General features: G+C 68.8%; 20 protein-coding genes. 8 read left to right on the top strand and 12 right to left on the bottom strand.

What is annotated here, in order from left to right; translation table 11 throughout:
• Positions 1-20: 20 nt before the first annotated feature.
• A complete protein-coding gene (locus MRBLWO12_RS17830) occupies positions 21-563 on the bottom strand; it encodes a universal stress protein (RefSeq protein ID WP_363557908.1) in 543 nt (180 codons plus the stop codon).
• Positions 564-712: 149 nt separating this feature from the next.
• On the opposite strand from MRBLWO12_RS17830, the gene MRBLWO12_RS17825 reads away from it, so the two are divergent.
• Both MRBLWO12_RS17825 and MRBLWO12_RS17820 read left to right on the top strand, forming a co-directional pair.
• Positions 713-898, top strand: coding sequence for a DUF3073 domain-containing protein (locus MRBLWO12_RS17825; protein ID WP_017204296.1), 186 nt, complete (start codon positions 713-715; stop codon positions 896-898).
• 80 nt (positions 899-978) lie between these two features.
• Positions 979-1,791 carry an MOSC domain-containing protein gene (locus MRBLWO12_RS17820; protein WP_363557906.1) on the top strand — a complete coding sequence of 271 codons (813 nt, stop codon included), beginning with the start codon at positions 979-981 and terminating at the stop codon, positions 1,789-1,791.
• 128 nt (positions 1,792-1,919) lie between these two features.
• Here MRBLWO12_RS17820 and MRBLWO12_RS17815 read toward each other — a convergent pair whose 3' ends face one another.
• The 3 genes from MRBLWO12_RS17815 to purM are packed head-to-tail and all read right to left on the bottom strand — an operon-like array spanning position 1,920 to position 5,902.
• Complete coding sequence (locus MRBLWO12_RS17815) at positions 1,920-3,245, bottom strand: CynX/NimT family MFS transporter (RefSeq protein WP_363557904.1); 1,326 nt, start codon at positions 3,243-3,245, stop codon at positions 1,920-1,922.
• Complete coding sequence (gene purF, locus MRBLWO12_RS17810; RefSeq protein ID WP_363557902.1) at positions 3,245-4,756, bottom strand: amidophosphoribosyltransferase; 1,512 nt, start codon at positions 4,754-4,756, stop codon at positions 3,245-3,247. Before purF ends, MRBLWO12_RS17815 begins: the two co-directional genes overlap by 1 nt.
• A 6-nt stretch (positions 4,757-4,762) precedes the next feature.
• A complete protein-coding gene (purM, locus tag MRBLWO12_RS17805; RefSeq protein WP_363557900.1) occupies positions 4,763-5,902 on the bottom strand; it encodes a phosphoribosylformylglycinamidine cyclo-ligase in 1,140 nt (379 codons plus the stop codon).
• Between the two features lie 85 nt (positions 5,903-5,987).
• Between purM and MRBLWO12_RS17800 the strand changes: the two genes are divergently transcribed.
• Positions 5,988-6,593: a zinc-binding alcohol dehydrogenase gene (locus tag MRBLWO12_RS17800; RefSeq protein WP_363557898.1), complete on the top strand. Its 606-nt coding sequence runs from the start codon at positions 5,988-5,990 to the stop codon at positions 6,591-6,593.
• A gap of 15 nt (positions 6,594-6,608) precedes the next feature.
• On the opposite strand, the gene MRBLWO12_RS17795 is transcribed toward MRBLWO12_RS17800, so the two are convergent.
• Positions 6,609-6,923 (bottom strand): potassium transporter Trk, encoded by a 315-nt coding sequence (locus MRBLWO12_RS17795; protein ID WP_363557896.1) that lies wholly within the window; start codon positions 6,921-6,923, stop codon positions 6,609-6,611.
• A 244-nt stretch (positions 6,924-7,167) separates the two neighbouring features.
• A complete protein-coding gene (locus tag MRBLWO12_RS17790) occupies positions 7,168-11,760 on the bottom strand; it encodes an HtaA domain-containing protein (RefSeq protein ID WP_363557894.1) in 4,593 nt (1,530 codons plus the stop codon).
• A gap of 164 nt (positions 11,761-11,924) precedes the next feature.
• Between MRBLWO12_RS17790 and MRBLWO12_RS17785 the strand changes: the two genes are divergently transcribed.
• The 3 genes from MRBLWO12_RS17785 to MRBLWO12_RS17775 are packed head-to-tail and all read left to right on the top strand — an operon-like array spanning position 11,925 to position 14,886.
• Positions 11,925-13,046, top strand: coding sequence for a heme/hemin ABC transporter substrate-binding protein (locus MRBLWO12_RS17785; protein ID WP_363557892.1), 1,122 nt, complete (start codon positions 11,925-11,927; stop codon positions 13,044-13,046).
• Complete coding sequence (locus MRBLWO12_RS17780; protein WP_363557890.1) at positions 13,043-14,116, top strand: FecCD family ABC transporter permease; 1,074 nt, start codon at positions 13,043-13,045, stop codon at positions 14,114-14,116. Before MRBLWO12_RS17785 ends, MRBLWO12_RS17780 begins: the two co-directional genes overlap by 4 nt.
• Positions 14,113-14,886 carry a heme ABC transporter ATP-binding protein gene (locus MRBLWO12_RS17775; protein ID WP_363557888.1) on the top strand — a complete coding sequence of 258 codons (774 nt, stop codon included), beginning with the start codon at positions 14,113-14,115 and terminating at the stop codon, positions 14,884-14,886. Before MRBLWO12_RS17780 ends, MRBLWO12_RS17775 begins: the two co-directional genes overlap by 4 nt.
• Positions 14,887-14,892: 6 nt before the next feature.
• On the opposite strand, the gene MRBLWO12_RS17770 is transcribed toward MRBLWO12_RS17775, so the two are convergent.
• From MRBLWO12_RS17770 to MRBLWO12_RS17760, 3 genes are read right to left on the bottom strand one after another with little or no spacing between them, the layout of a single operon-like run.
• Positions 14,893-15,336 (bottom strand): GNAT family N-acetyltransferase, encoded by a 444-nt coding sequence (locus MRBLWO12_RS17770; RefSeq protein WP_363557886.1) that lies wholly within the window; start codon positions 15,334-15,336, stop codon positions 14,893-14,895.
• A 29-nt stretch (positions 15,337-15,365) separates the two neighbouring features.
• Entirely contained in the window at positions 15,366-15,734 is a 369-nt protein-coding gene (locus tag MRBLWO12_RS17765) for a sterol carrier family protein (RefSeq protein WP_363557884.1), read from the bottom strand.
• A 3-nt stretch (positions 15,735-15,737) separates the two neighbouring features.
• Positions 15,738-16,196 carry a hypothetical protein gene (locus MRBLWO12_RS17760; RefSeq protein ID WP_363557882.1) on the bottom strand — a complete coding sequence of 153 codons (459 nt, stop codon included), beginning with the start codon at positions 16,194-16,196 and terminating at the stop codon, positions 15,738-15,740.
• Between the two features lie 65 nt (positions 16,197-16,261).
• Between MRBLWO12_RS17760 and MRBLWO12_RS17755 the strand changes: the two genes are divergently transcribed.
• A complete protein-coding gene (locus tag MRBLWO12_RS17755; RefSeq protein WP_363557880.1) occupies positions 16,262-16,933 on the top strand; it encodes an NUDIX hydrolase in 672 nt (223 codons plus the stop codon).
• Positions 16,934-17,229: 296 nt separating this feature from the next.
• Entirely contained in the window at positions 17,230-18,507 is a 1,278-nt protein-coding gene (purD, locus tag MRBLWO12_RS17750) for a phosphoribosylamine--glycine ligase (protein ID WP_363557878.1), read from the top strand.
• A gap of 127 nt (positions 18,508-18,634) precedes the next feature.
• Here purD and MRBLWO12_RS17745 read toward each other — a convergent pair whose 3' ends face one another.
• The 3 genes from MRBLWO12_RS17745 to MRBLWO12_RS17735 form a co-directional block, all read right to left on the bottom strand.
• Positions 18,635-19,363 (bottom strand): amino acid ABC transporter ATP-binding protein, encoded by a 729-nt coding sequence (locus MRBLWO12_RS17745; protein ID WP_363557876.1) that lies wholly within the window; start codon positions 19,361-19,363, stop codon positions 18,635-18,637.
• Positions 19,360-20,838 carry an amino acid ABC transporter substrate-binding protein/permease gene (locus MRBLWO12_RS17740; protein WP_363557874.1) on the bottom strand — a complete coding sequence of 493 codons (1,479 nt, stop codon included), beginning with the start codon at positions 20,836-20,838 and terminating at the stop codon, positions 19,360-19,362. The genes MRBLWO12_RS17745 and MRBLWO12_RS17740 overlap by 4 nt, the downstream gene beginning before the upstream one ends.
• A gap of 94 nt (positions 20,839-20,932) precedes the next feature.
• Positions 20,933-21,463, bottom strand: a complete 531-nt coding sequence (locus MRBLWO12_RS17735) for a GNAT family N-acetyltransferase (RefSeq protein WP_363557872.1) — start codon at positions 21,461-21,463, stop codon at positions 20,933-20,935.
• Positions 21,464-21,472: the final 9 nt, after the last annotated feature.

The following is a 21,472-nucleotide window of genomic DNA, read 5'->3' as shown; positions in this document are numbered from 1 at the left end:
TGGACCTGCCCAGGACCCGGCTACTCGGGCCAGATCTCCTTCTGCGAGTCCGGTACGGGTTCGCCGAGCGGCACCACGAGCACGGAGCGATGCTGGCGATGGGTGAGGCGGGCAGCCACCGAGCCTGTGAAGAACTCCCGGATAGACTCGCCGATCCCGCGCTTGCGGGTCCCCACCACGATCAGCTGGGCGTCGAGTTTGTGCGCGAGCTGCTTGATCGCCAGCGCGGGGTCGCCGACGAGTTGACGGGCGGTCCAGGTGATGCCCGAGTCGCCGAGCACCTCCGCAGCCGCCGCCTGCACGGCCTCGAACTCAGCGGCACCCGCATCGAAATTGATGTCGATCGGGGCGGAGTGCACGTAGCCATCCGGATCCTCGTAGGTGACGAACCGTGTGACGTCGACATGCACGACGACGAGCGGAACGCCGAGCAACCGTGCGAAGCGAAGAGCCTCATCGAGCACTCGACGCTCCTGGTTCGGCTGTATGCCCACGATCACAGCCTTCTGCAAGGCTGCGTTCTGTGCCGCCTCATCGGACGGAGTGGAGGTGTTGTCGGTCATGAAGATCGTTCCCTTCACCAGCCTGGCATCAGCCAGAGAGTCTTAGCCGCGTGCTATTCTGAATGCTACTCTTACCGGCTTTATTCCGGTGTCGTGAAATGCCTCGGGCTCCTGTCGCCCAGAGCTGAACTCGTGAGGGGGTCTCGCGCATGGGCCGTGGCCGTCAGAAGGCGAAACACACAAAGATCGCCCGCGAACTCAAGGCGTACAGTCCGTCGGTGAACTACTCCGCGCTCGAGCGCGAATTGGCTCACCCGACCGACGAAGACGCCTACGTCGATAAGTGGGCTGATGACTATGCCGACGAAGATGAGGACGAACTAGAGAAGGCCTGACCGCCTGATCTGTGGAAACCCCCGTGCGACCCACGGGGGTTTCGTCATGCCCGGATGTCGAATCCTGAGAGGATCACCCCATGCCTCGTGTCGTCGCTCTCTCCCGCTACCCGATCAAGGGGTTCACGCCCGAGCCGCTCGAATCCCTCCGCGTGCAGCCGGATGGTCGGGTCGCGGGCGATCGGGTCCTCGCGTTCCGCTTCGCGGATGCGGCAGAGCCGGAGAACCGCGACGGCCTTGACTACTGGCCGAAGGCGAAGGGACTCGCGCTCCAGGACTTCCCCGCGCTGGCAGCTATGCGCACGAGCTACGACGATGCGACGGCACGCGTCAGGATCGAGCTCGACGGCGCGCTGCTCGTCGAAGCCGGACTCGACGCCCGCGGTCGCGAGCAGCTGGCTCACGCCGTCACCGACTTCGTGCTCACGACGTCGGATGCTCGTCGGCTCCAACGTCCGGGGCGGCTCCCGCTCGTGCTCGTCGGCGATGGTGAGACCTCACGCTTCCAGGACCGTCCGCAGGGGTATGTCTCCGTGCACAGTCGCGCCAGCGTCGAGGCCCTGGGCGAGGCCCTCCCGCTGCGCATCGACGACCGCCGCTTCCGCTCCAACGTCGTGATCGACGGCGTCGACGCGTGGGAAGAGCTCGACTGGACGGGCGCCGTGGGCATCGGCGATGTGACATTCCGCGCGGCCGGTCCCATCGTCCGCTGCCTCGCGACGCACGCCAACCCCGACACGGGCGAGCGCGACGCGAAGGTGCTCACCACGCTCACCAGGGCTTTCGATCAGCAGGAGCCCACGCTCGGGCGCCTGCTGCTCCCCGGCTGGCCGCCGTCGGAAGACGACGCCGGAGGGGTCATCCGCATCGGCGATGAGGTGCACGCCGGCTGAGTGCCGCTGCGGTCACACGATCCGCCCACGAGTGCACGGGATGCTGTCGAGTGCACGACATCCCGACGCGATCAAGCCGTGCACTCGGCAGGATGCCGTGCACTCGGCGTCACGAGGCCGAGGCGGGGTCACCACCGACCGTTGCGCAGCTCCCACTCGTCTTCGATGGTCCGCCGGCGTCCGGCGACGATGCCGGCGGGGATAGAGACCACCAGTACGGACGCCACCACGATGAGCGGCACCTGCCACCCGTCGGTCGTCTCATGCAGCAGACCGATCAGCAGCGGGAAGATGGCGGCGAGCGCGTAACCGATGCTCTGCACGAACCCACTCAGCGCGACCGCGCTCTCGGGCGTGCGGGCACGGATGCTGAGCAGCACCAGGCTGAGCGGGAACATGATCGCGGTGAGACCGAAGATGCTGACCCAGAGCGGAAGCGCGACGGTCGGTGCGAGCAGCATTCCGAGAAGTCCGACGAGGCCTGCGCCGACGGCGACGAAGAACAGCGGACGCGTCGCTTGGAAACGCACGACCAGGATCGGCACCAGCATCGAGCTCGGCAGGCCGATGAGGGCGAACAGTGAGAGCAGGAACCCGGCGGTCGCCGGGGTGACGCCGCCGATGTCGACGAGCATGGTCGGCATCCAGGCGAACGAGACGTAGGCCATGGTCGACGAGGTGCCGAACACGAGGGCCAGCGCCCAGGGCAGAGGCAGCCGCCAGAGCCGTCCGAAGTAGCGCGGGTTCGCGGGCACGGTCGAGATCGGACCGGTCGCGACGGCCACGGCATCCTGCACATCGTGCACGCCGTCGGTCGGATCCAGCACGTACTCCTCGGTCGACACCGCTGCCGTGCCGCCGGAGCGTTCACGGATCAGCAGCGTCAGCCACGGCACCAGGGCGATCGCCGCGAACACCCCCCACATGCCCAGGGATACGCGCCAGCCGAGCGAGTCGGCGACCGGCACCGCGACCAGCGGGGGCAGGAAGGTGGAGACGGCCAAGGTGGTCGAGTAGACCGTCATCATGATGCCGAGGCGGTCGGGGAAGTACTTCTTCACGAGAGGCGGGAGCAGCACGTTGCCCGAACCGACGCCGGCGAAGACGACGACCGTCGCCGCCAGCAGAGTCGAAGAGTCGGACGCGAAGCCGCGCAGCAGCATGCCGAGCGCCATCAGTGCGATCGCAGTGACCGCGACCCGCTCCAGCCCGAACCGCCGCTCGAACAGCGGAGTGACCAGGCCGAAGATCGCGAAGCACACCGGCGGCGCCGCGCCGATCAGACCGACGACCACGGGGGAGAGCGGAAAGTCGACAGCGACGTGGTCGATGACCGGGGACAGGGAGGCGACGGCCGATCGCAGCGAGAACGCGACCAGCACGATTCCGATCAGGGCGAGCGCCCGGCCCTGCCAGAGCGGCCTGTCCTCCGACGAGTTCAGCGACCCAGACACTAGGAGGTCTGAGTCCCCTCCACCCACGCGAGGTACTCGTCGGAGACCGTGCCGGTGACATAACGGCCATCGAAGCAGCTCATGTCGAGGTCGGTGATGGCCGTCCCCTCGGTGATGGCAGCCTTGAGGTCGTCGACCTCCTGGTACACGAGGTGGTCGCAGCCGAGCTCCTCGGCGATCTCGGGGATCGTCCGCCCGTGGGCGATGAGCTCCTGGCGCGAGGGCATGTTGATGCCGTAGACGTGCGGGTGACGCACGGGCGGCGCCGCGGAAGCGAAGGTGACCGAGGTGGCACCGGCATCCCGGGCCATCTGGATGATCTCCTTCGACGTCGTGCCGCGCACGATCGAGTCGTCGATGAGCAGGACGTTCTTGCCGCGGAACTCCGTCGACATCGCGTTCAACTTCTGGCGCACGCTCTTCTTGCGCACCGCCTGGCCGGGCATGATGAAGGTGCGGCCGACGTAGCGGTTCTTGTAGAAGCCCTCGCGGTACTCGATGCCGAGCTTGCGGGCGACCTCCATCGCGGCGGGGCGCGAGGAGTCGGGGATCGGCATGACGACGTCGATCTTGTCCATCGGCACGTGCTTCGCGATCGTGTCGGCGAGACGGTCACCCATGCGCAGACGCGATTCGTACACCGAGATGCCGTTCATGACGGAGTCGGGACGCGCGAGGTAGACGTACTCGAACGCGCACGGCGCGAGGGTCGTCTCGATGGCGCACTGCCGGGAGTACAGCTCTCCGTCGTTCGTGATGAACACGGCCTCACCGGGCTCGATCTCGCGCACGACCTCGTAGTCGCCGTTCTCGAGCACGAGCGACTCGCTCGCGACGACCCACTCGTCACCGGGCTGCGCCGCTGAGCCATCACCCGATTGGGTCGCTGAGCCTGTCGAAGCGTCGCCGCGGCTCTTGCGGTGACCGAGGATCAGCGGACGGATGCCGAAAGGATCGCGGAATGCGAGCAGACCGTAGCCGGCGATCACGGCGATCACGGCGTAGGCACCCTCGATGCGCTCATGCGTGCGCTCGACCGCTTCGAACACACGCTCGGGGTCGAGATCGACCGCCGAGGTGGTGTTCTGCAGCTCCCCGGCGAGCACGTTCAGCAGCAGTTCGGTGTCGCTGGAGGAGTTCAGGTGGCGACGGTCGCGCTGCGCCATCTCCGCCGTGAGCTCACGCGTGTTGGTGAGGTTGCCGTTGTGGATGAGGATGATGCCGTAGGGCGCGTTCACGTAGAACGGCTGCATCTCCTCCTCATTGGAGGCGGTGCCCTTGGTGGCGTAGCGCACGTGGCCGAGACCGACGTTGCCGAGCAGCGCGCGCATGTCGCGGGTGCGGAACGCTTCGCGGACCATGCCCTGCGCCTTGGCGTTGTGCATCACCCCGTTCGACTCCGCCGTCGCGATGCCCGTCGCATCCTGGCCGCGATGCTGCAGCAGCAGGAGTGCGTCGTAGATGTCCTGGTTGACCGGGGCTGTCCCCACCATTCCGACGATGCCGCACATGGGGTATTACTTCGCTCCGTCCGCGTATGCACCGACGAGGCGCACCGCTCCGCCGTCGACGCCCTTGGCGCCCTGTTCGAACTCTCCTGCCGGACGCGCACCGAAGCCGACGGTGGCGACCTGCCACGACGGCATGCCTTCCGCGTTCAGCGCTGCGATCGCGGCATCCTTCTTGTCCGCGGCGATCACCGCGAGGAAGCCGATGCCCAGGTTCCAGGTGCCCTCGGCGGACTCCAGCGTGGAACCCGCGATGTCGCTCAGCACGCGGAAGACCGGGCTGGGCGACCAGGTGCTGCGATCGACCTCGACCCAGCTGCCCTGCGGGAGCACGCGCGCGAGGTTCGCGGCGATGCCGCCACCGGTGACGTGGCTGAGGGCGTGGACGGCGCCCTGGGTCGCTGAGCCTGCCGAGGAGCCGAGCTGCTCGATCAGGCGGAGCAGCGGAAGCGTGTAGAGGCGAGTCGGCTCGAGGAGCGCCTCGCCCCACGTGGTGCCGAAATCGGCGGCGTTGTCGCCGTAGCCGATGCCGGCGTTGGTGATGATGTGGCGCACGAGCGAGTAGCCGTTGGAGTGCAGCCCGCTGGACGACACCGCGATGACGACGTCGCCGTCCTGCACGCGGTCGGCACCGAGGATGGCGTCGGCCTCGACCACGCCGGTCGCGGCACCCGCGACGTCGTAGTCGCGCGGGCCCAGCAGGCCGGGGTGCTCTGCGGTCTCGCCACCGACGAGCGCGGTACCGGTGGCGGAGCACGCCTCGGCGATCCCGCGCACGATGTCGGCGATGCGCTGCGGGAAGACCTTGCCGCACGCGATGTAGTCGGTCATGAAGAGCGGCTTCGCACCCACCACGACGATGTCATCGACGACCATGCCGACCAGGTCCTGGCCGATCGTGTCGTGCTTGTCGATCGCCTGCGCGATCGCGACCTTGGTGCCGACGCCGTCGGTGCTGGTCGCGAGGAGCGGTCGGCGGAAGTCGCGCAGTGCGCTGGCGTCGAACAGGCCGGCGAATCCGCCGACACCGCCGAGCACTTCAGGGCCGTGCGTTGCGCGCACGGACGACTTCATCAGCTCGACGGCGAGATCGCCTGCAGCGGTATCGACGCCGGCTTCGGAATAGGGATTGGTGGGGGAGGCAGCCACAGCTCCAGCCTACCGCCCGCAGCGGCCCCGACTCTCCGCACGACGAGACTCGGATGCCGGGGCCCCGGCGTCCTACGATGGGGCCATGGCCGACAAGCCGCAGTGGCTCATCCGCGAAGACGCGAGCGTTCCCGTGCTGCTCGCGCTCGCGCTGCGCCAGGCCATCGGCATCCGGGTCCCGGAGGATCTTCCGAGCCTCCGCGATCTGCCGGTCCGAGCGCCGGACGCCGTCGACGCTGCTCCCGCGATCGAGCAGCAGTGGCGCGACTACTGGGACATGACGGTCGAGCCGCGCGCGCATCCGTCCGAGGTGCCGCTCGAGCTGATCGACGGGTTCGACACGCTGGTCGCTCTCCCCGCGTCCGGCGCAGAGCAGCTCGCCGCGGCGATCACCCCGCAGGCGCCCGAGGCGCTCCGGTACGCCCGCGCCGCCCATGACCGCTACGTCAACTCCATGAAGAGCAACACCGGCGGCGACGCCTACCGCGCCTACGCCAGCGCGATCGCCGAGTTCGAACGCGAGGTGGGACGCCGGGCGCATTCGTTCGAGCTGAACGTGCAGGTGCTGCCGTTCTCGCAGCGCGGGATCTGGTGGATCGGTGCGCTCACGGTCGCGGTGACCGACGGCCTGCGTCGCGATGTGGTCGCCTTCGACGCGGCCATCCGACCCGTCATCGCCGAGCTGGCGTGACCGCAGGGGTGAAGGTCAGTCGGCTTCGATGATGGTTTCGCGCTCGACACGCACGACACGGTCGTGCCGGCGGGCGACCCGCTCGAGGATGAGTCCGGCGACGCCGCCGAGCGCGATGCCGATCGGCACCGTCCACAGCAGCAGGAAGCCGAAGACCTGCCCTGGCGGGTAGACGACGTCGAGAGCCTGGGATTCCTCGAAGCTGCCGATCCAGGTGAGGATGCCGGCGGCGATGATCCCGACGACCACGCCGATCCCCATCAGCACGCCGTACCGAGGCACGTGGCGCACGGTCGCTTCGACGGTCTGGTGGGAATCGGTGGAGGACATGTCTCTATTGTCCCACCGCCCGGGCGCGCTGTGCACCGGGGTTCCCGCGCCCCCGGCGTTCCCCCGCGACGTGCAGGAGGATGTGCGACGTGAAGGAGCACTCCGGGGGAATCGGTCCTGCATCCCGCACTTCCTCCTGCAGGTCGCGCCGCTCAACTCGACCCGACCCGACCGCACCTGGCACGCAGAGAACCGCCCTCCCCACGTCCGCTGCGGGGAGGGCGGTTCGGTCATGCGTCCGAGATCAGATCTCCGTGGTCACCTCGGCCGTCTCGTGCTTCTTGTTGCGACGGGCGATCAGCACACCGCCGGCCGCGGCCAGAGCGACGACGACCAGGCCACCGACGATCCAGGGCCACACCGGGGCGCCTTCGGCGTCAGCAGCCGTCGTCACAGCCGTGACGGTGCCGGAGGCCTCCGCCTCAGGCTCCTCCTCTGCGACCGTGCCGCACTCCGCATCGACCGGGATCACCGCGGTGACCGGGTCGAGTGCTTCGCCCGCGGCGTAGGTGCCGAACGCGGCGGCGCCTGCCTCGGTGAGGGTGCTGGGGATCGCGTCGAGCGACAGCACGCCGTCGACGACCGCGGCGTCTCCGAGAGCGAACTCCGCGAGGCGCACGCCCTTCTGGTCGACGCTCGCGCCGTCCTGCGTGGTGCCGGTCACATCGAACACGAGGTAGCCGGTGTCGCCGGCCAGCTCGAGCCGGGCGTTCGCCAGCGTCGTGTTCAGCGCGCCGTCGTGGCCCGTGAAGGTGATGCTGCCGCCGTAGCTGACCAGCCCGGTGAGGGCCTTGTCGTCGAGTGAACCGGTACCGCTCTCCCACACATAGTCGGGGTACTGGTACGCGACGTCGGTGAGAGTCCAGCCACCCTTCGCGATGCCCTCGATGTAGGTGCGGAACGACTCCTTGTAGCCCCACTTGAGCGTGGCGCCCTCGACCGTGCACGCGCCGATCACGGCCGTCGCGCGGGTCAGCGTGAACGCCAGACCGCGATCGACCGACCCCTGCAGGGTCAGCGTGTGCGCGCCGTCCTCCAGGCTCGCGGGCAGCGTGCCCGTCCAGGTGGCGACGCCGTCGGCATCCGCCGTGACCGTGTCGAGCAGCACGGGCGTCGAGTAGACGACGACCTTGATGCCTTCTTCGTTCGCCTGGAAGCCGGATGCCGAGATGGTCGCCGACTGCCCGGACTCGAGCGCGGCGAGGTTCTCCTCGTCGATCACGATGCCCTCGGCGCTCGGCGGGGTGGCGGGAAGCGTCTGCTTCGCCTTCACCACGGCCGCGGCCACCGTGCCGGTGGTGCCAGAGGGCGCTGCCGCCACCGAGCCGATCGTGAAGGTGACCGGGTTCAGCACGGTCGAGTAGCCCGACAGCACGCGGTCTCGACCGGCATCCGTCAGCGTGGTGGGCGCCGCGGTGTATGTCACCGCGCCGTTCGCCGTCGTCCGCACCGCACGGGAGAGGTCGACCGTCGCGAACGCGACCTGCGATCCACCGCTCGACACGTACAGCGTCGCGGCGCCTGCCGACGTGATGCGGATCTGCGGGTTCGCGACCGTGACGTCGAGGACGCCGTTGTGACCGGTGAATCGCACCGAACCGCGGTACACGACCGAGCCGAGTCCGGTCGCGGTGTCGTAGTCGCCGCCGACCGTCTGGCCGAACTGGAACTGGCCACCCGAGCGGGTCGCGCCGTTCGACACGTCGATGGCGCCCTTTGCGATGTCGCTCGTGATGTAGTTCGTGAACGTCGAGGAGATCGCCCAGCGGAGCGAACCACCCGGCACGCTCACCGGCGGAGTCACCGGCTTCGTCGGAGTCTCCGGCACCGTGACGTCGAACAGCGTGTTCCACTGCTCAGGGGTGATCGTCACCGTCGAACGCGCGTAGATCGTGTCGGCCGTGGGCAGCGAGTGCTGCTGCCACACGATGACCTCGTACGACTTGGTGCGGTCGAGCGTCTTCGCGGCAGTCGTGAGGTCGACCGAGAACGCGCCGAAGGTGACGTTCTGCACGTATTTCATCGCCAGGAATCCGCCCGCTGCCGTGACGTCGTCCTCGGTGCCGGACTCGATCAGTGCGACATAGGCGCCCTTGATGGCGCCGAGATTCTTCCCGGATGCCGTGACGGTCAGGCCGTCCTTCGCCGTCGCCGTCTTGACCTTCGTCTCCACGGCAGCGGAGTCTTCCTCGAGCAGAGCCGCCCACTGGGTGTCACTGATCGTGACCGCGCCGCGCGCATAGATCGTGGTCGCGTTCGGGAAGCTGTGCTGCTGCCAGGCGATCACCTCGTAGGACTTCGTACGGTCGAGCGCGTCGGCTGCCGCGGTCAGGTCGACGCTGAACGCGCCGTCCGTGACCTTCTGCACGTACTGCATCGCGAGGTATCCGCCACCGGAGGTGACCTCCGCCTCGGTGCCCGCCTCGATCAGCGCGACATACGCGCCGGGGATCGCACCCAGGTTCTTTCCGGATGCCGTGACCGTCAGGCCGTCCTTCGCGGTCGCGGACTTCACCGAGGTGGTGACCGAGGGGGCGGCCGCCGGCTGCAGCGCCGCCCAGTTCTCATCCGTGATCGTGACCGTCGAGCGGGCGTAGATCGTCGAGGCACTCGGATTCGTGTGCTGCTGCCACGCGATCACCTCGTAGGTCTTCGCGCGGTCGAGCGTGTCCGCCGCCGCGGTCAGGTCGACGCTGAATGCGCCGTCCGTGATGCCGCGCACGAACTGCATCGCGAGGAAGCCGCTGGTCCCCGTGATATCCGCCTCGGTTCCGGCCTCGATCAGCGCGACATAGGCACCGGAGATTGCACCGAGGTTCTTTCCGGATGCCGTGACCGTCAGGCCGTCCTTCGCGGTCGCGGACTTCACCGAGGTGGAGACGACGGGGGTCTTGCCGTAGTTCAGGGCGACGCTGCGCTCCTGGTCGGGGTTGGAGACGCCACCGGCGCCATAGGTGTAGATGCCGTAGGAACCGGGAGTCGCCGCCGTGTCCTTCAGCGTCAGCGTCGCGGTGAACGTGCCGTCAGCGGCGATGTCGACCCACTGCGAGCGGATCGCATTCTGGTACTGCGAGGGCACCTGGTTCAGCACCCCCTCCGACAACGCCCACACCTGCGAGCCCACCGACCGGCTCGACGACGCCGCGCCCGCGGACGGCTGCCACGTCGAGGCGAAGTTCCCGAACACCACATACGTGCCCTGCGGCAGATTCGCCGGGATCGGAACCCCACGACCACCCACGTTCGCGGTCGGGTCATAACCCGAACCCTTCACGACGACCTTGTCGCCTGCCTTCAACGCCACACCCGCAGCCGGCGTCGTCCCATCAGCCAGGAACACCGAGATCGATGCATCGACCGGCTCCGGCTCGACCGGGGAGATCGCGTCCCAATCGGCGTCGCTGATCGTCACCGCGGCACGCGCGAGGATGGTCGCAGCGGTGGGCAGTGTGTGCTGCTTCCAGACGAGGACCTCGTAGGTCTTCGTGCGGTCGAGCGTGTCCGCCGCCGCGGTCAGGTCGACGCTGAACGCGCCGTCCGTGATGCCTCGCACGAACTGCATCGCGAGGAAGCCGCCACCCGTGGTGACATTCGCCTCGGTGCCGGTCTCGATGATCGCCGCGTACACGCCCGCTGCGGCACCGAAGTCGGTGCCGGCGACGCTCGCCGTGATTCCGGGCGTAAGGGCAGACACCGTCGAGGTGACGGCGATCTTCGGTGTCTTGGCGTAGTTCAGGGCGACGCTGCGCTCCTGGTCGGCGTTCGAGACGCCACCGGCCGGGTACGTGTAGACACCGTACGAGCCCGGAGTCGCCGCGGCATCCTTCAGCGTCAGCGTCGCGGTGAACGTGCCGTCAGCGGCGATGTCCACCCACTGCGAGCGGATCGCGCCCTGATACTGCGAGGGCACCTGGTTCAGCACGCCCTCCGACAACGCCCACACCTGCGAACCCACCGACCGGCTCGAACTCGCCGCACCCGCGGACGGCTGCCACGTCGAGGCGAAGTTGCCGAACACCACATACGTGCCCTGCGGCAGGTTCGCCGGGATCGGAACCCCCCGGCCACCGACGTTCGCGGTCGGGTCATAGCCCGCACCCTTCACGACGACCTTGTCGCCCGCCTTCAACGCCACACCCGCAGCCGGCGTCGTCCCATCAGCCAAGAACACCGAGATCGATGCATCGACCGGCTCCGGCTCGACCGGATCCGTGCCAGGGTCGGTTCCCGGATCCGTGCCGGGGTCGGTTCCCGGATCCGTGCCGGGGTCGGTTCCCGGGTCGGTACCGGGATCGGTGCCGGGGTCGGTGCCAGGGTCGGTACCGGGATCGGTGCCGGGGTCGGTCTCACCCGGGTCGGTCGGCGCCGCGCCGAAGACGGCATCCCACTGACCGGTCGAGATCACGACGTCGCCACGACCGTAGATGGTGGACGCATCGGGGTTCGAGTGCTGCTGCCAGACGAGCACCTCGTACGCCTTCGTACGGTCCAGCGAACCGGCCGGGGCAGTCAGCGTGAACGAGGTCGCTCCGGCGGAGACGGTCGGGAACGGCATCGCGAAGGCGGCGTATCCGCCGGCGCCGGTGAGCCCGCTCTCGGTGCCCTTCACGATGAGGGCGGCATACGCGCCGGCGACATCGGGAAGGCCACTCGCCTGCACCTGCACGCTCACACCCGAGGAGGTGGCGGAGGCGACGCTGGCGGTGACGGTGCCACCGTCCGCATGCGCGGGCGGGGCGATCACCGCACCGGCGGCGATGAGGAGGAAGGAGACGAAGGCAGCGAGCAGTACGCGTAGGCGAGTGCTCCCTGAGGATGCGATGGCTGTGTCGTTCACGATTCTCCACGGCCCCCGGGCACGCGGCTGAGCACGCGCGCCGGCGGTGCCGCAATGCAGTCGGGCGAAGGTAGGGTGTTGGTTAGGCTTGGCTAAGTAAGCCGCCGATCCTGAGCGTAGAGGTGCGCAGGAGAGCGCGTCAAGTTTTAGGATAGCCTTGCCTAATGCGCCGCGTACTAGCCGTCTTCTTCGCCGCCGCTCTGGCCGTCGGTCTCGCCGCGTGCGCGGAGCCGGGCGCGACCGCCGCACCACCCGCCGCCGTGGAAGACACCTGCCCGCAGGCATCCGTCCCGCTTGCCTCACTCGACCTGGTCGACGACGTCCGGGGGTTCACCGGCCCCTCGACCGCGTGCCTCTCGAGTCATGCCATCACGCCGGTCGACGACGACACCACTCCCGCACTGCCGGTGACCGTGACCGACAGCGAAGGCCGCGAGATCGAGATCACCGACGTCGACCGCATCCTCCCGATCGACATCTCCGGCACCATCGCCTCGACCGTGTTCGCCCTCGGGCTGGGCGACCAGGTCGTCGGTCGCGACTCGTCCACCGTCTTCGCCGGCACCGAGGACCTGCCCGTCGTCACGAAGACCGGGCACACGCTCAACGCCGAGGCCATCCTGGAGCTCGCGCCGACCGTCATCCTGACCGACACCACGATCGGCCCGAAAGAGATCCGTCAGCAGCTGCGCGACGCCGGCATCACCGTCGTCGTGATCTCCAGCGACCGACGCCTCGACACCACCGACGAGCTCGTGACCGAGATCGCCACGGCGCTCGGCGTGCCCAGCCGCGGAGAGGCGCTCATCGCACGGCTCGACGCCGCAGTCGACGAGACCCTCGCCGCGATCGCCGAAGTAGTCCCCGCCGCTGAGGAGGACCGCGCGCGGATGCTGTTCCTCTACGTGCGCGGCAGCGCGAACGTGTATTACATCTTCGGAGAGGATTCCGGTGCCGACTCCCTCATCGACGCCGTGGGCGGAGTGGATGTCGCCGCCGAGATCGGCTGGGAAGGCATGAAGCCCATGACCGCCGAGGCGCTCGTCGCCGCGCGCCCCGACGTGCTGGTGATGATGACCGACGGGCTCGAGTCGGTCGGCGGCATCGACGGCCTGATCGAACGCGTACCCGCCGTCGCAGAGACGCCAGCCGGCATCAACCGTCGCGTGATCGACATGGCCGACAGCGAGATCCTGAGCTTCGGGCCCCGGTCGGCCGACGTGATCGGCGCGATCGCCCGCGCGCTGTACGCCCCCGAACCCTCGACTCCCGAGTCCGCGAAATGAGCGGAGAGGTCGTCACCTCCACGCCGAGCACACACCGCACGCTGCGGTTCACCCTGGTCACGATCGGACTGATCGTCGCGCTCGTGATCACCTGCATCGTGTCGATCACGAGCGGCCAGTACTCGCTGTCGCCCACCGACCTGATCGGGGTGCTACTGCGGGGCATCGGCATCGACACGGCCTGGGCTCCGGCCTCGGCGACCGACTACGGCGTGATCTACAACCTGCGACTCCCCCGGCTCGTGCTGGGGCTGCTCGTCGGCGCCGCACTCGCCGTGTCCGGTGTGCTCATGCAGGCGATCTTCGGCAACCCGCTCGCGGATGCCGGTGTCGTCGGCGTCTCCTCCGGCGCAGCGCTCGGCGCCGCGGCCAGCATCACGTTCGGAATCGCCTCGCTCGGCATGTGGACGACGCCGCTCTTCGCGTTCCTGGGCGGCCTCATCGCGGTGCTCGCGGTCTACTTCATCAGCCGATCGGGCGGACGCACCGAGGTCGTCACCCTGCTGCTCACCGGCATCGCCATCAACGCGATCGCAGGCGCCGGCATGGCGTTCCTCACGTTCCTGGGCACGACGTCCACTCGCGAGCAGATCGTGTTCTGGCAGCTCGGCTCGCTCAACGGCGCCCTCTGGTCGAACGTCGCACTCGTCGCCCCGCTCGTGGCGATCGGCATCGTGATCGCACTGATCGTCTCGCCGCAGCTCGACCTCTTCGCCCTCGGCGAGCGCACCGCCAGACACCTGGGCGTGAACGTGGAGCTGCTGCGCATGGTCGTGATCGTGACGGTCGCGATCCTCGTGTGCGCGGCGGTCGCGTTCGCCGGGATCATCGGTTTCGCGGGGCTCGTCGTGCCGCACCTGATGCGCATGATCATCGGTCCCGCACATCTGCCGCTCATGATCGCGTCGGCAGTCGGCGGAGCACTGCTGATCGCGGTCGCCGACCTGGTCGCCCGCACCGCCGTGCCGCTCGCCGACATGCCGATCGGCATGATCACCTCGCTGGTTGGCGGCCCCTTCTTCCTCTGGCTGCTCGTGCGCACGCGTCGACGCTCGGGAGGATGGGCATGAGCGTGCGGCTGCGCGGCAGCGGGCTCACCGTGCGCGTCGGCGGCGGGAGGGCTATCCTCGACGACGCCTCGATCGACATCCGCGCAGGGGAGATCCACGCCCTCGTCGGCCCGAACGGCGCCGGCAAGTCCACGCTCTTCGGCGTGCTGGCCGGCGATGTCACCGCGCAGACCGGAGCGGTGACCCTCGATGGGGCACCGATCGCCGGCATCCGCCCGCAGACCCTCGCCCGCGCGCGGGCCGTGCTGCTGCAGGAGAACGCGGTGTCGTTCCCGTTCACGGCCGAGCAGGTCGTACGGATGGGCCGTGCGCCCTGGGCGCGCACAGAGTCCGCCGAACAGGACGATGAGCTCGTGGCCGCGGCCATGGAGGCGACCGAGGTCGAGCCACTCGCAGCCCGCCCGGTGACGTCGCTGTCCGGCGGCGAGCGTGCCCGCGTCGCCCTGGCCCGCGTGCTCGCCCAGAACACCGGCATCCTGCTGCTCGACGAACCGACCGCCGCGCTCGACCTCAAGCATCATGAAGACGTGATGCGGCTGATCAGAGCGCAAGCGGATGCCGGGATCGCAGTGGCGATCGTGCTGCACGACCTCAACGCTGCTCTCGCCCACGCCGACCGCGTCACCCTGCTCGCAGACGGCGGGGTCGCGGCTTCGGGGACGGCGGCGGAGGTGCTCACGGCGGAGCGGATCGAGGCCGTGTACGGCCAGCCCGTCGATGTCTTCCCGCACCCCGCGACCGGGGTGCCGTTGGTGGTCGCGCGGCGCTGAGCAGCGCTAGCTGTTCGCGGGGCCCTGCGTCGGGTGCACCGGCAGTGCGGCTGCTGATCGCACCAGCGCGGTGCGATCAGGAGCCTCGAACCCGAACTGCTCGTACAGCCCGTGCGCATCACTCGTGAACAGCGTCCACCGGAAGTGCGCGCCGGGGCCGTCGTCGATCATCGCCTGCACGATCCGCTTGCCCAGACCGTTTCCGCGGTGCTCCTCGACGACGATGACATCGGCGAGATAGGCGAATCCGAGGCCGTCCGACACCGCGCGGGCGAAGCCGACCTGTGCGCCGGTCTGCTCGTCGTACACACCGATGACACGCCACGCCTCGCGGATCTGCGTCTCGACATCCTCCCGGCTGCGCCACTTCCCCCAGTACGCGTCGCGCAGTGCACGCCAGACGGCATCCGTGTCGATGCGGTCACGGGAGTCGTCGACGAGATAGCCCATCCATCAACTCTAGAACCGCTGGCGAGGCGCTACGGCCGCAGCGGGAGGACGTCGGAGAGGTCCGCACGCGTCCCCGACGCGTGGATGCGCCCGGCTGTCGCGACGTCGGCCCAGACCTCGCTCCCGGTCGCGACCGAGATCCAGGTGGCGGCATCCATCTCGACGACGTTCGGCGGGGTGCCGCGCGTGTGCCGCGGGCCCTGGATGACCTGCACCGCGCCGAACGGCGGAACCCGCACCTCGACACTGTTACCCGGAGCCTTCTCATCGAGGAGCTGCAGGAGATAGCGCACGGCGGTCGCCAGGTCGGTGCGTGCCGGCTTCTCCTCCGCGGCCTGCGCCACGCGCACCGCGTCGAGAGCAGTGCGGCCGTCGATGATGTCGATCTTCTTCGCCATGTCTCACTCCTCCCCGACCACGAAGGCCGACCACGCACCCTGACCGTCGGCGCTGAGGCCGTCGACCATGACCTTCGTCACATCATCCTGAACCCGCTCGATCGTGTGCGGGCTGTCGGCGCAGACGAGGTCCTCGGTGCGGATGCCGTGCGCCAGCTCCGGATCGGTGTCCGCTGCGCCGGTCGTGACGTCGACGTCCATCTTCTCGGGGCCGAAGCAGGAGAACACGATCTGCGTGATGCGTGCCGGCTCGTCGAACGTGAGGGTGACCCCGTTCTCGCCCATGACGTCGGTGGCCTCCGATGCCTGCGCGCTCATCGACCCGAGGGCTCCCGCAACTTCGACCGACTCCTGCTGCTGCAGCCATTCCTGCACCGCGTCCGGGTCGACCGTGGGCGCCGCGCACCCGCTCAGTCCCATCACCAGCAGCGCACCGAGCGCCGCAGCCTGCCATCGCCTCATCCGCCGAGCCTATCCCTCAAGCCGCGGCAGAGTCCGGGCGCGCGGGCGGCGTCTAGGCTCGTGCCATGAGCACGCAGTATCCGGAAGGCGCACGCGCCGAACTGCTCGCGGGCGTCGCCGCACACACCTGGGGCGGACCGTTCCCTCAGCTCACCGACCCCGACGCGGCGCACGACGCCTCGGTTCTGATCCTGTTCGGCGTGCTGGACCGCATCCCGGCCCCGACCGCAGACGCCGCCGTCGCCCGCGACCTCGATGTGCTGCTGCAGCGGCGCGCAGAGACGCTTTCGTCGCACCCAGGCCAGGTGTCGTTCCCCGGAGGCCGCGCAGAGCCGGACGATGCGGACGCCGTGGCCACGGCCCTCCGTGAGGCCCAGGAGGAGACCGGACTCGATCCCTCCGGCGTCGAAGTCCTGGCCACGCTGCCCGAGATCCCCCTCGCCGCGAGCAACCACCGGGTCACCCCCGTGCTCGGCTGGTGGCAGACCCCCTCGCGCGTCGCTGCGGTCGACCACGCCGAGACCGTCGAGGTGTTCCGCGTTCCGGTCGCGCAGCTGCTCGACCCCGCCACCCGCTACACCTCGGTGCGCCGGTACGGAGACCTGACGTTCCGCGCCCCCGCGTTCGACGTCGACGGCACGATCGTCTGGGGCTTCACCGCCATGGTGCTCAGCGGGTTGTTCGACGCCGCCGGATGGACGGTGCCCTGGGACGTCGAAGACGAGCGGCCGGTCTGAGCGCACTGCTGGCCTCAGGTCGGCACCCGGTCTGCGTGCAGCAGCGGTCTGAGCTCCACCCGGTCTGCGCGCAGCAGCGTCCACAACTCAGGAGAACCGGTGGGTATCGGCCCGGTTCGGCGCCTCCAGGCCCCCGCCCGACCCGATCTTCCTGAGTTGTGAACGCGGTCACCCGTTCACAACTCCTCAGATTCGGCAGGCCCTGCGTCCGGATCCGGCCCAGACGGCCCGCAGGCACGTTTTCTTGAGGAGTTATGAACGGAAACCCCGGGCGCGAGCGTCGGTAGTCTGGACCTGTGAAGATTCTCGTCCTCGGTTCCGGTGCCCGTGAGCACGCGATCATCCTCGCCCTGCGGGCTGAGCAGACGGAGCACGAGATTTTCGTCGCTCCCGGCAACGCCGGCATCGCGCAGGATGCGACGCCCGTCACGCTCGACCCCCTGGACGGCGGGGCGGTGACCGCGTTCGCGAACGAGCACGCGATCGACCTCGTCGTCGTCGGACCCGAGGCTCCGCTGGTCGCCGGCGTCGCGGATGCGCTGCGCGCCCACGGCATCCCGGTCTTCGGCCCTGGCAAGGCGGCCGCTGAGCTCGAAGGCTCGAAGTCGTTCGCGAAGCGGATCATGGACGAGGCCGGAGTTCCGACAGGACGCGCGGTCCGCGCCGCGACCGTCGCCGACGTCGAAGCGGCGTTCGACGACCTCGGCGCCCCCTATGTCGTGAAGGCCGATGGCCTGGCCGCGGGCAAGGGCGTCATCGTCACCTCCGACCGCGGCGAGGCGCTCGCCCACGCCGAGCACTACTTGTCCGCGGACCCGGTGCTGATCGAGGAGTTCCTCTCGGGTCCCGAGGTCTCGCTGTTCTTCCTCAGCGACGGCGACACCGTGCGCGCGCTGAGTCCCGCACAGGACTTCAAGCGCGCACTCGACGGCGACGCCGGCCCCAACACGGGCGGCATGGGCGCATACTCGCCCCTGCCCTGGCTCGCCGAGCAGTTCGGCAGCGAGCAGGAGTTCGTGGCCGAGGTCACCCGCGATGTCGCGCTTCCCGTCATCCGCCAGCTCGACGCCGAGGGCACCCCGTTCATCGGGCTGCTGTACGCCGGGCTCATCCTGACTCCCGCTGGCGTGCGGGTGATCGAGTTCAACGCGCGCTTCGGCGACCCCGAGACGCAGATCGTGCTGCCGCGTCTGGTCACCCCGCTGTCGGAGCTGCTGTTCGCCGCGGCATCCGGCACGCTCGAGGACCAGCCGGAACCGGAGTTCAGCGATGACGTCGCGATCACGGTGGTGCTGGCGAGCGAGGGCTACCCCGAGGCGCCGCAGACCGGCCGCCCGATCGAGGGCCTGGCAGCGGCTGCGGCCGTCGAGGGTGTGCGCATCGTGCATGCGGCCACCGCCTCCCCCGACGCTCCCGGCGGTTCGCTCATCGCGACCGGTGGACGCGTGCTGAACGTGGTCGCCGTGGCATCCGACTTCCGAACGGCGCGTGCGCGCGCCTATGAGGCGATCGCGCTGATCGGACTCGACGGCTCGCACTACCGCACCGACATCGCCGCCCGCGTCACGGAGTAGCCCGCGCCGCGCGCGCCGCGCGCCGAGACCCATCACAACGGCCGAGACCCACCGCCCCCTCGTCGAAACCGGTGGGTTTCGACGAGGGCGATGGGTCTCGACAGGCTGGGGGCGAAGGAGCGCGCGCTCAGAGCACCTTGGAGAGGAAGTCCTTCAGGCGCTCGTTCTTCGGGGCACCGAACAGCTCGGCGGGAGGGGCTTCCTCGACCACGACGCCGCCGTCCATGAAGACGGTGCGGCCGGAGACCTCGCGGGCGAAGCCCATCTCGTGCGTGACCAGCACCATCGTCATGCCGCCGGATGCCAGGTCGCGGATGACCTGCAGCACCTCGCCGACCATCTCGGGGTCGAGCGCGCTGGTGGCCTCGTCGAAGAGCATGATCTCAGGGTCCATGGCGAGCGCCCGGGCGATCGCCACACGCTGCTTTTGACCACCCGAGAGCGATGCCGGCTTGGCATCCGCCTTCTCCGCGAGGCCGACGCGCTCGAGCAGCGACGTCGCCCGTGCGCGAGCATCCGCCTTCGAGAGCTTGCCCAGCTCGATGGGCGCGAGCGTGATGTTCTCCAGCACGGTCATGTGCGGGAACAGGTTGAAGTGCTGGAACACCATGCCGATGCGCTGGCGCACCTCATCGAGCTTCACACTCTTGTCGGTCAGGTCGACCCCGTCGATGACGACGTGACCGGACGTCGGCTCCTCGAGCTTGTTGAGGCAGCGCAGCAGCGTCGACTTGCCCGAACCGGACGGGCCGATGACCGCGATGACCTCGCCGTCCTCCACCGTGAGGTCGATGCCCTTGAGCACCTTGTTGTCTCCGAAGGACTTGTGCAGGTCCCGGACTTCGATCTTGCTCATGCGTTGAACTTCCTCTCCAGGCGGTTCGCGAGCAGCGTCAGCAGCGTGATCACGACGAAGTAGATCACGGCGACGATGGTCAGCACCTGTGCAGACAGGTAGGTGGAGGCGATGATCTGGCGCGACACGAACGTCAGCTCGGCGAGGCCGATCACGCTGATCAGCGACGTGTCCTTGAGGGTGATGATGCCCTGGTTCACGAACGAGGGGATCATGATGCGGAACGCCTGCGGGAGCACGACCTTCTGCATCGTCTTCCAGTGCCCGAGGCCGAGCGAACGAGACGCCTCGTTCTGCCCGGGATCGACCGCCTGGATGCCACCGCGGATGATCTCCGTCATGTAGGCGCCGGTGTTGAGCGAGAGCGTGATCGCACCGGCGACGAACGGGTTGAACGTCAGGCCGGGGAACAGCTGCGGGATGGCGAAGAACACGAAGAATGCCTGCACCAGGATCGGAGTACCGCGGAACACGTAGACGTACGCCGTGGCGATCCACCGGAACGGGGCGAACTTCGAGATGCGACCGAACCCGAACACGATGCCGAGGATGAACGCGGCCACGATGGCGACGATCGTCGCGAGGATCGTGAGCCACAGACCCTCCATGAGCGCGGGCCAGTACTGCACCGCGACCGAGATGATGTCGGTCGGCTGCGTGCTCACCTCGCCGCCGCTCAGGTACCGGTCGACGATCGTGTCGTACTCGCCGGACGCCTGCAGGTTCGCGAGGCCCGCGTTGAACATCTCGAGCAGTTCGGGGTTCAGCCCCTTGTTGACCGCGAAGCCGTACTCACCGCCCAGCTCCGGCTCGCCGATCAGGCGGAAGCCCGACCCCTGCTGGATGCCGTAGGCGAGCACCGGGAAGTCCTCGAAGTAGCCGACGGCCTGACCCGCCTTGACCGCATCGACCATGTCGGTGGTGTCCTGGTACGGGGTGACCCGGAAGCCGTACTTCTCCTGGTTCTCCTCGGCGAAGGTCTGACCCTGGGTCCCGGTCTTGACGGCGACGGCCTTGCCGTCGAGGTCGTCCAGCGACTGCACGTCGCTGGAATCGAGGACGCCGAGCTGGATGCCGCTGGTGAAGTACGGCTCACTGAAGTCGAAGGCCTGCTTGCGCTCGTCCGTGATCGACATACCGGCCATGACGGCGTCGACCTGGTTCGCCTGCAGCGCCTGCACTGCGGCGTCGAAGCCGAGCTGGCGGATCTCGACCTCGAAGCCCTGGTCCGCGGCGATCGCGCGGAGCAGGTCCATGTCGATGCCGACGAGGTCGCCGTCCTTGTCGGTGAACTCGAACGGCGCGAACGTCGTGTCGGTGCCGATCACGTAGGTGTCAGGGGCGTCTGCGGCAGACGCGGCGGATGCTCCTCCGAGCAGGGCACCGGCCGCGACGAAGGCGGTCAATGCGGTGGCGACGGCGGTGCGACCGATCAGGCGCAGCCGCGCGAGCGCGGGGGATGGATTTCGGATCACGACGGATGCTCCTCGGATCGGCGAGGACGACCGGACGGTCGCCGAGGATCAACCTTAGTAAACGCCTGGGAATGCTCCCGCCGGGATGCCGGGGCTAGAGCTGGATCCAGTAGCGGCGCAGCAGCGCGTGGCCGCGCGCGGACTGGTCGCTGACGTCCTGCAGCACCCCACCGGCCCGTTCGATCGTGCGTGCCGAGGCGATGTTGTCGTCGTCGCAGGTGACCAGCACTCGGTCGAGGCCGATCTCGCGCGCCCGGTCGAGGCCGAGCGCGAGCGCTGCCGACGCGTAGCCGCGACGACGGCGGGACTCCCGCACCGCGTAGCCGATGTGCCCGCCCACCTCGCGCAGCCACTCGTTCAACTCGTGCCGGAAGGAGAGGAAGCCGATGACGTCGCCCTCATCGACGATCCAGTAGAGGTCGTTGTGCACGAAGCCGTCCGGCAGAGCAGCCGAGGTGTCGGCGATCTGCGCGGCCTTCTCGATCAGTGCATCGAGCGTCGCCCGGTCGGGGGTGACCGGTGCCGTGAGCCCGGATCCGTCGATGTGACCGTCGCCGAACTCGGAGACCGCCTCCGCCCACGTCTCGAAGAGGTCGGTCGTGGGGCGGATGAGCTGAACGGACATCGGCCCATG

Source organism: Microbacterium sp. LWO12-1.2 (assembly GCF_040675875.1).
GTDB lineage: Bacteria > Actinomycetota > Actinomycetes > Actinomycetales > Microbacteriaceae > Microbacterium.
This window is presented reverse-complemented; position numbering and strand designations above follow the sequence as displayed.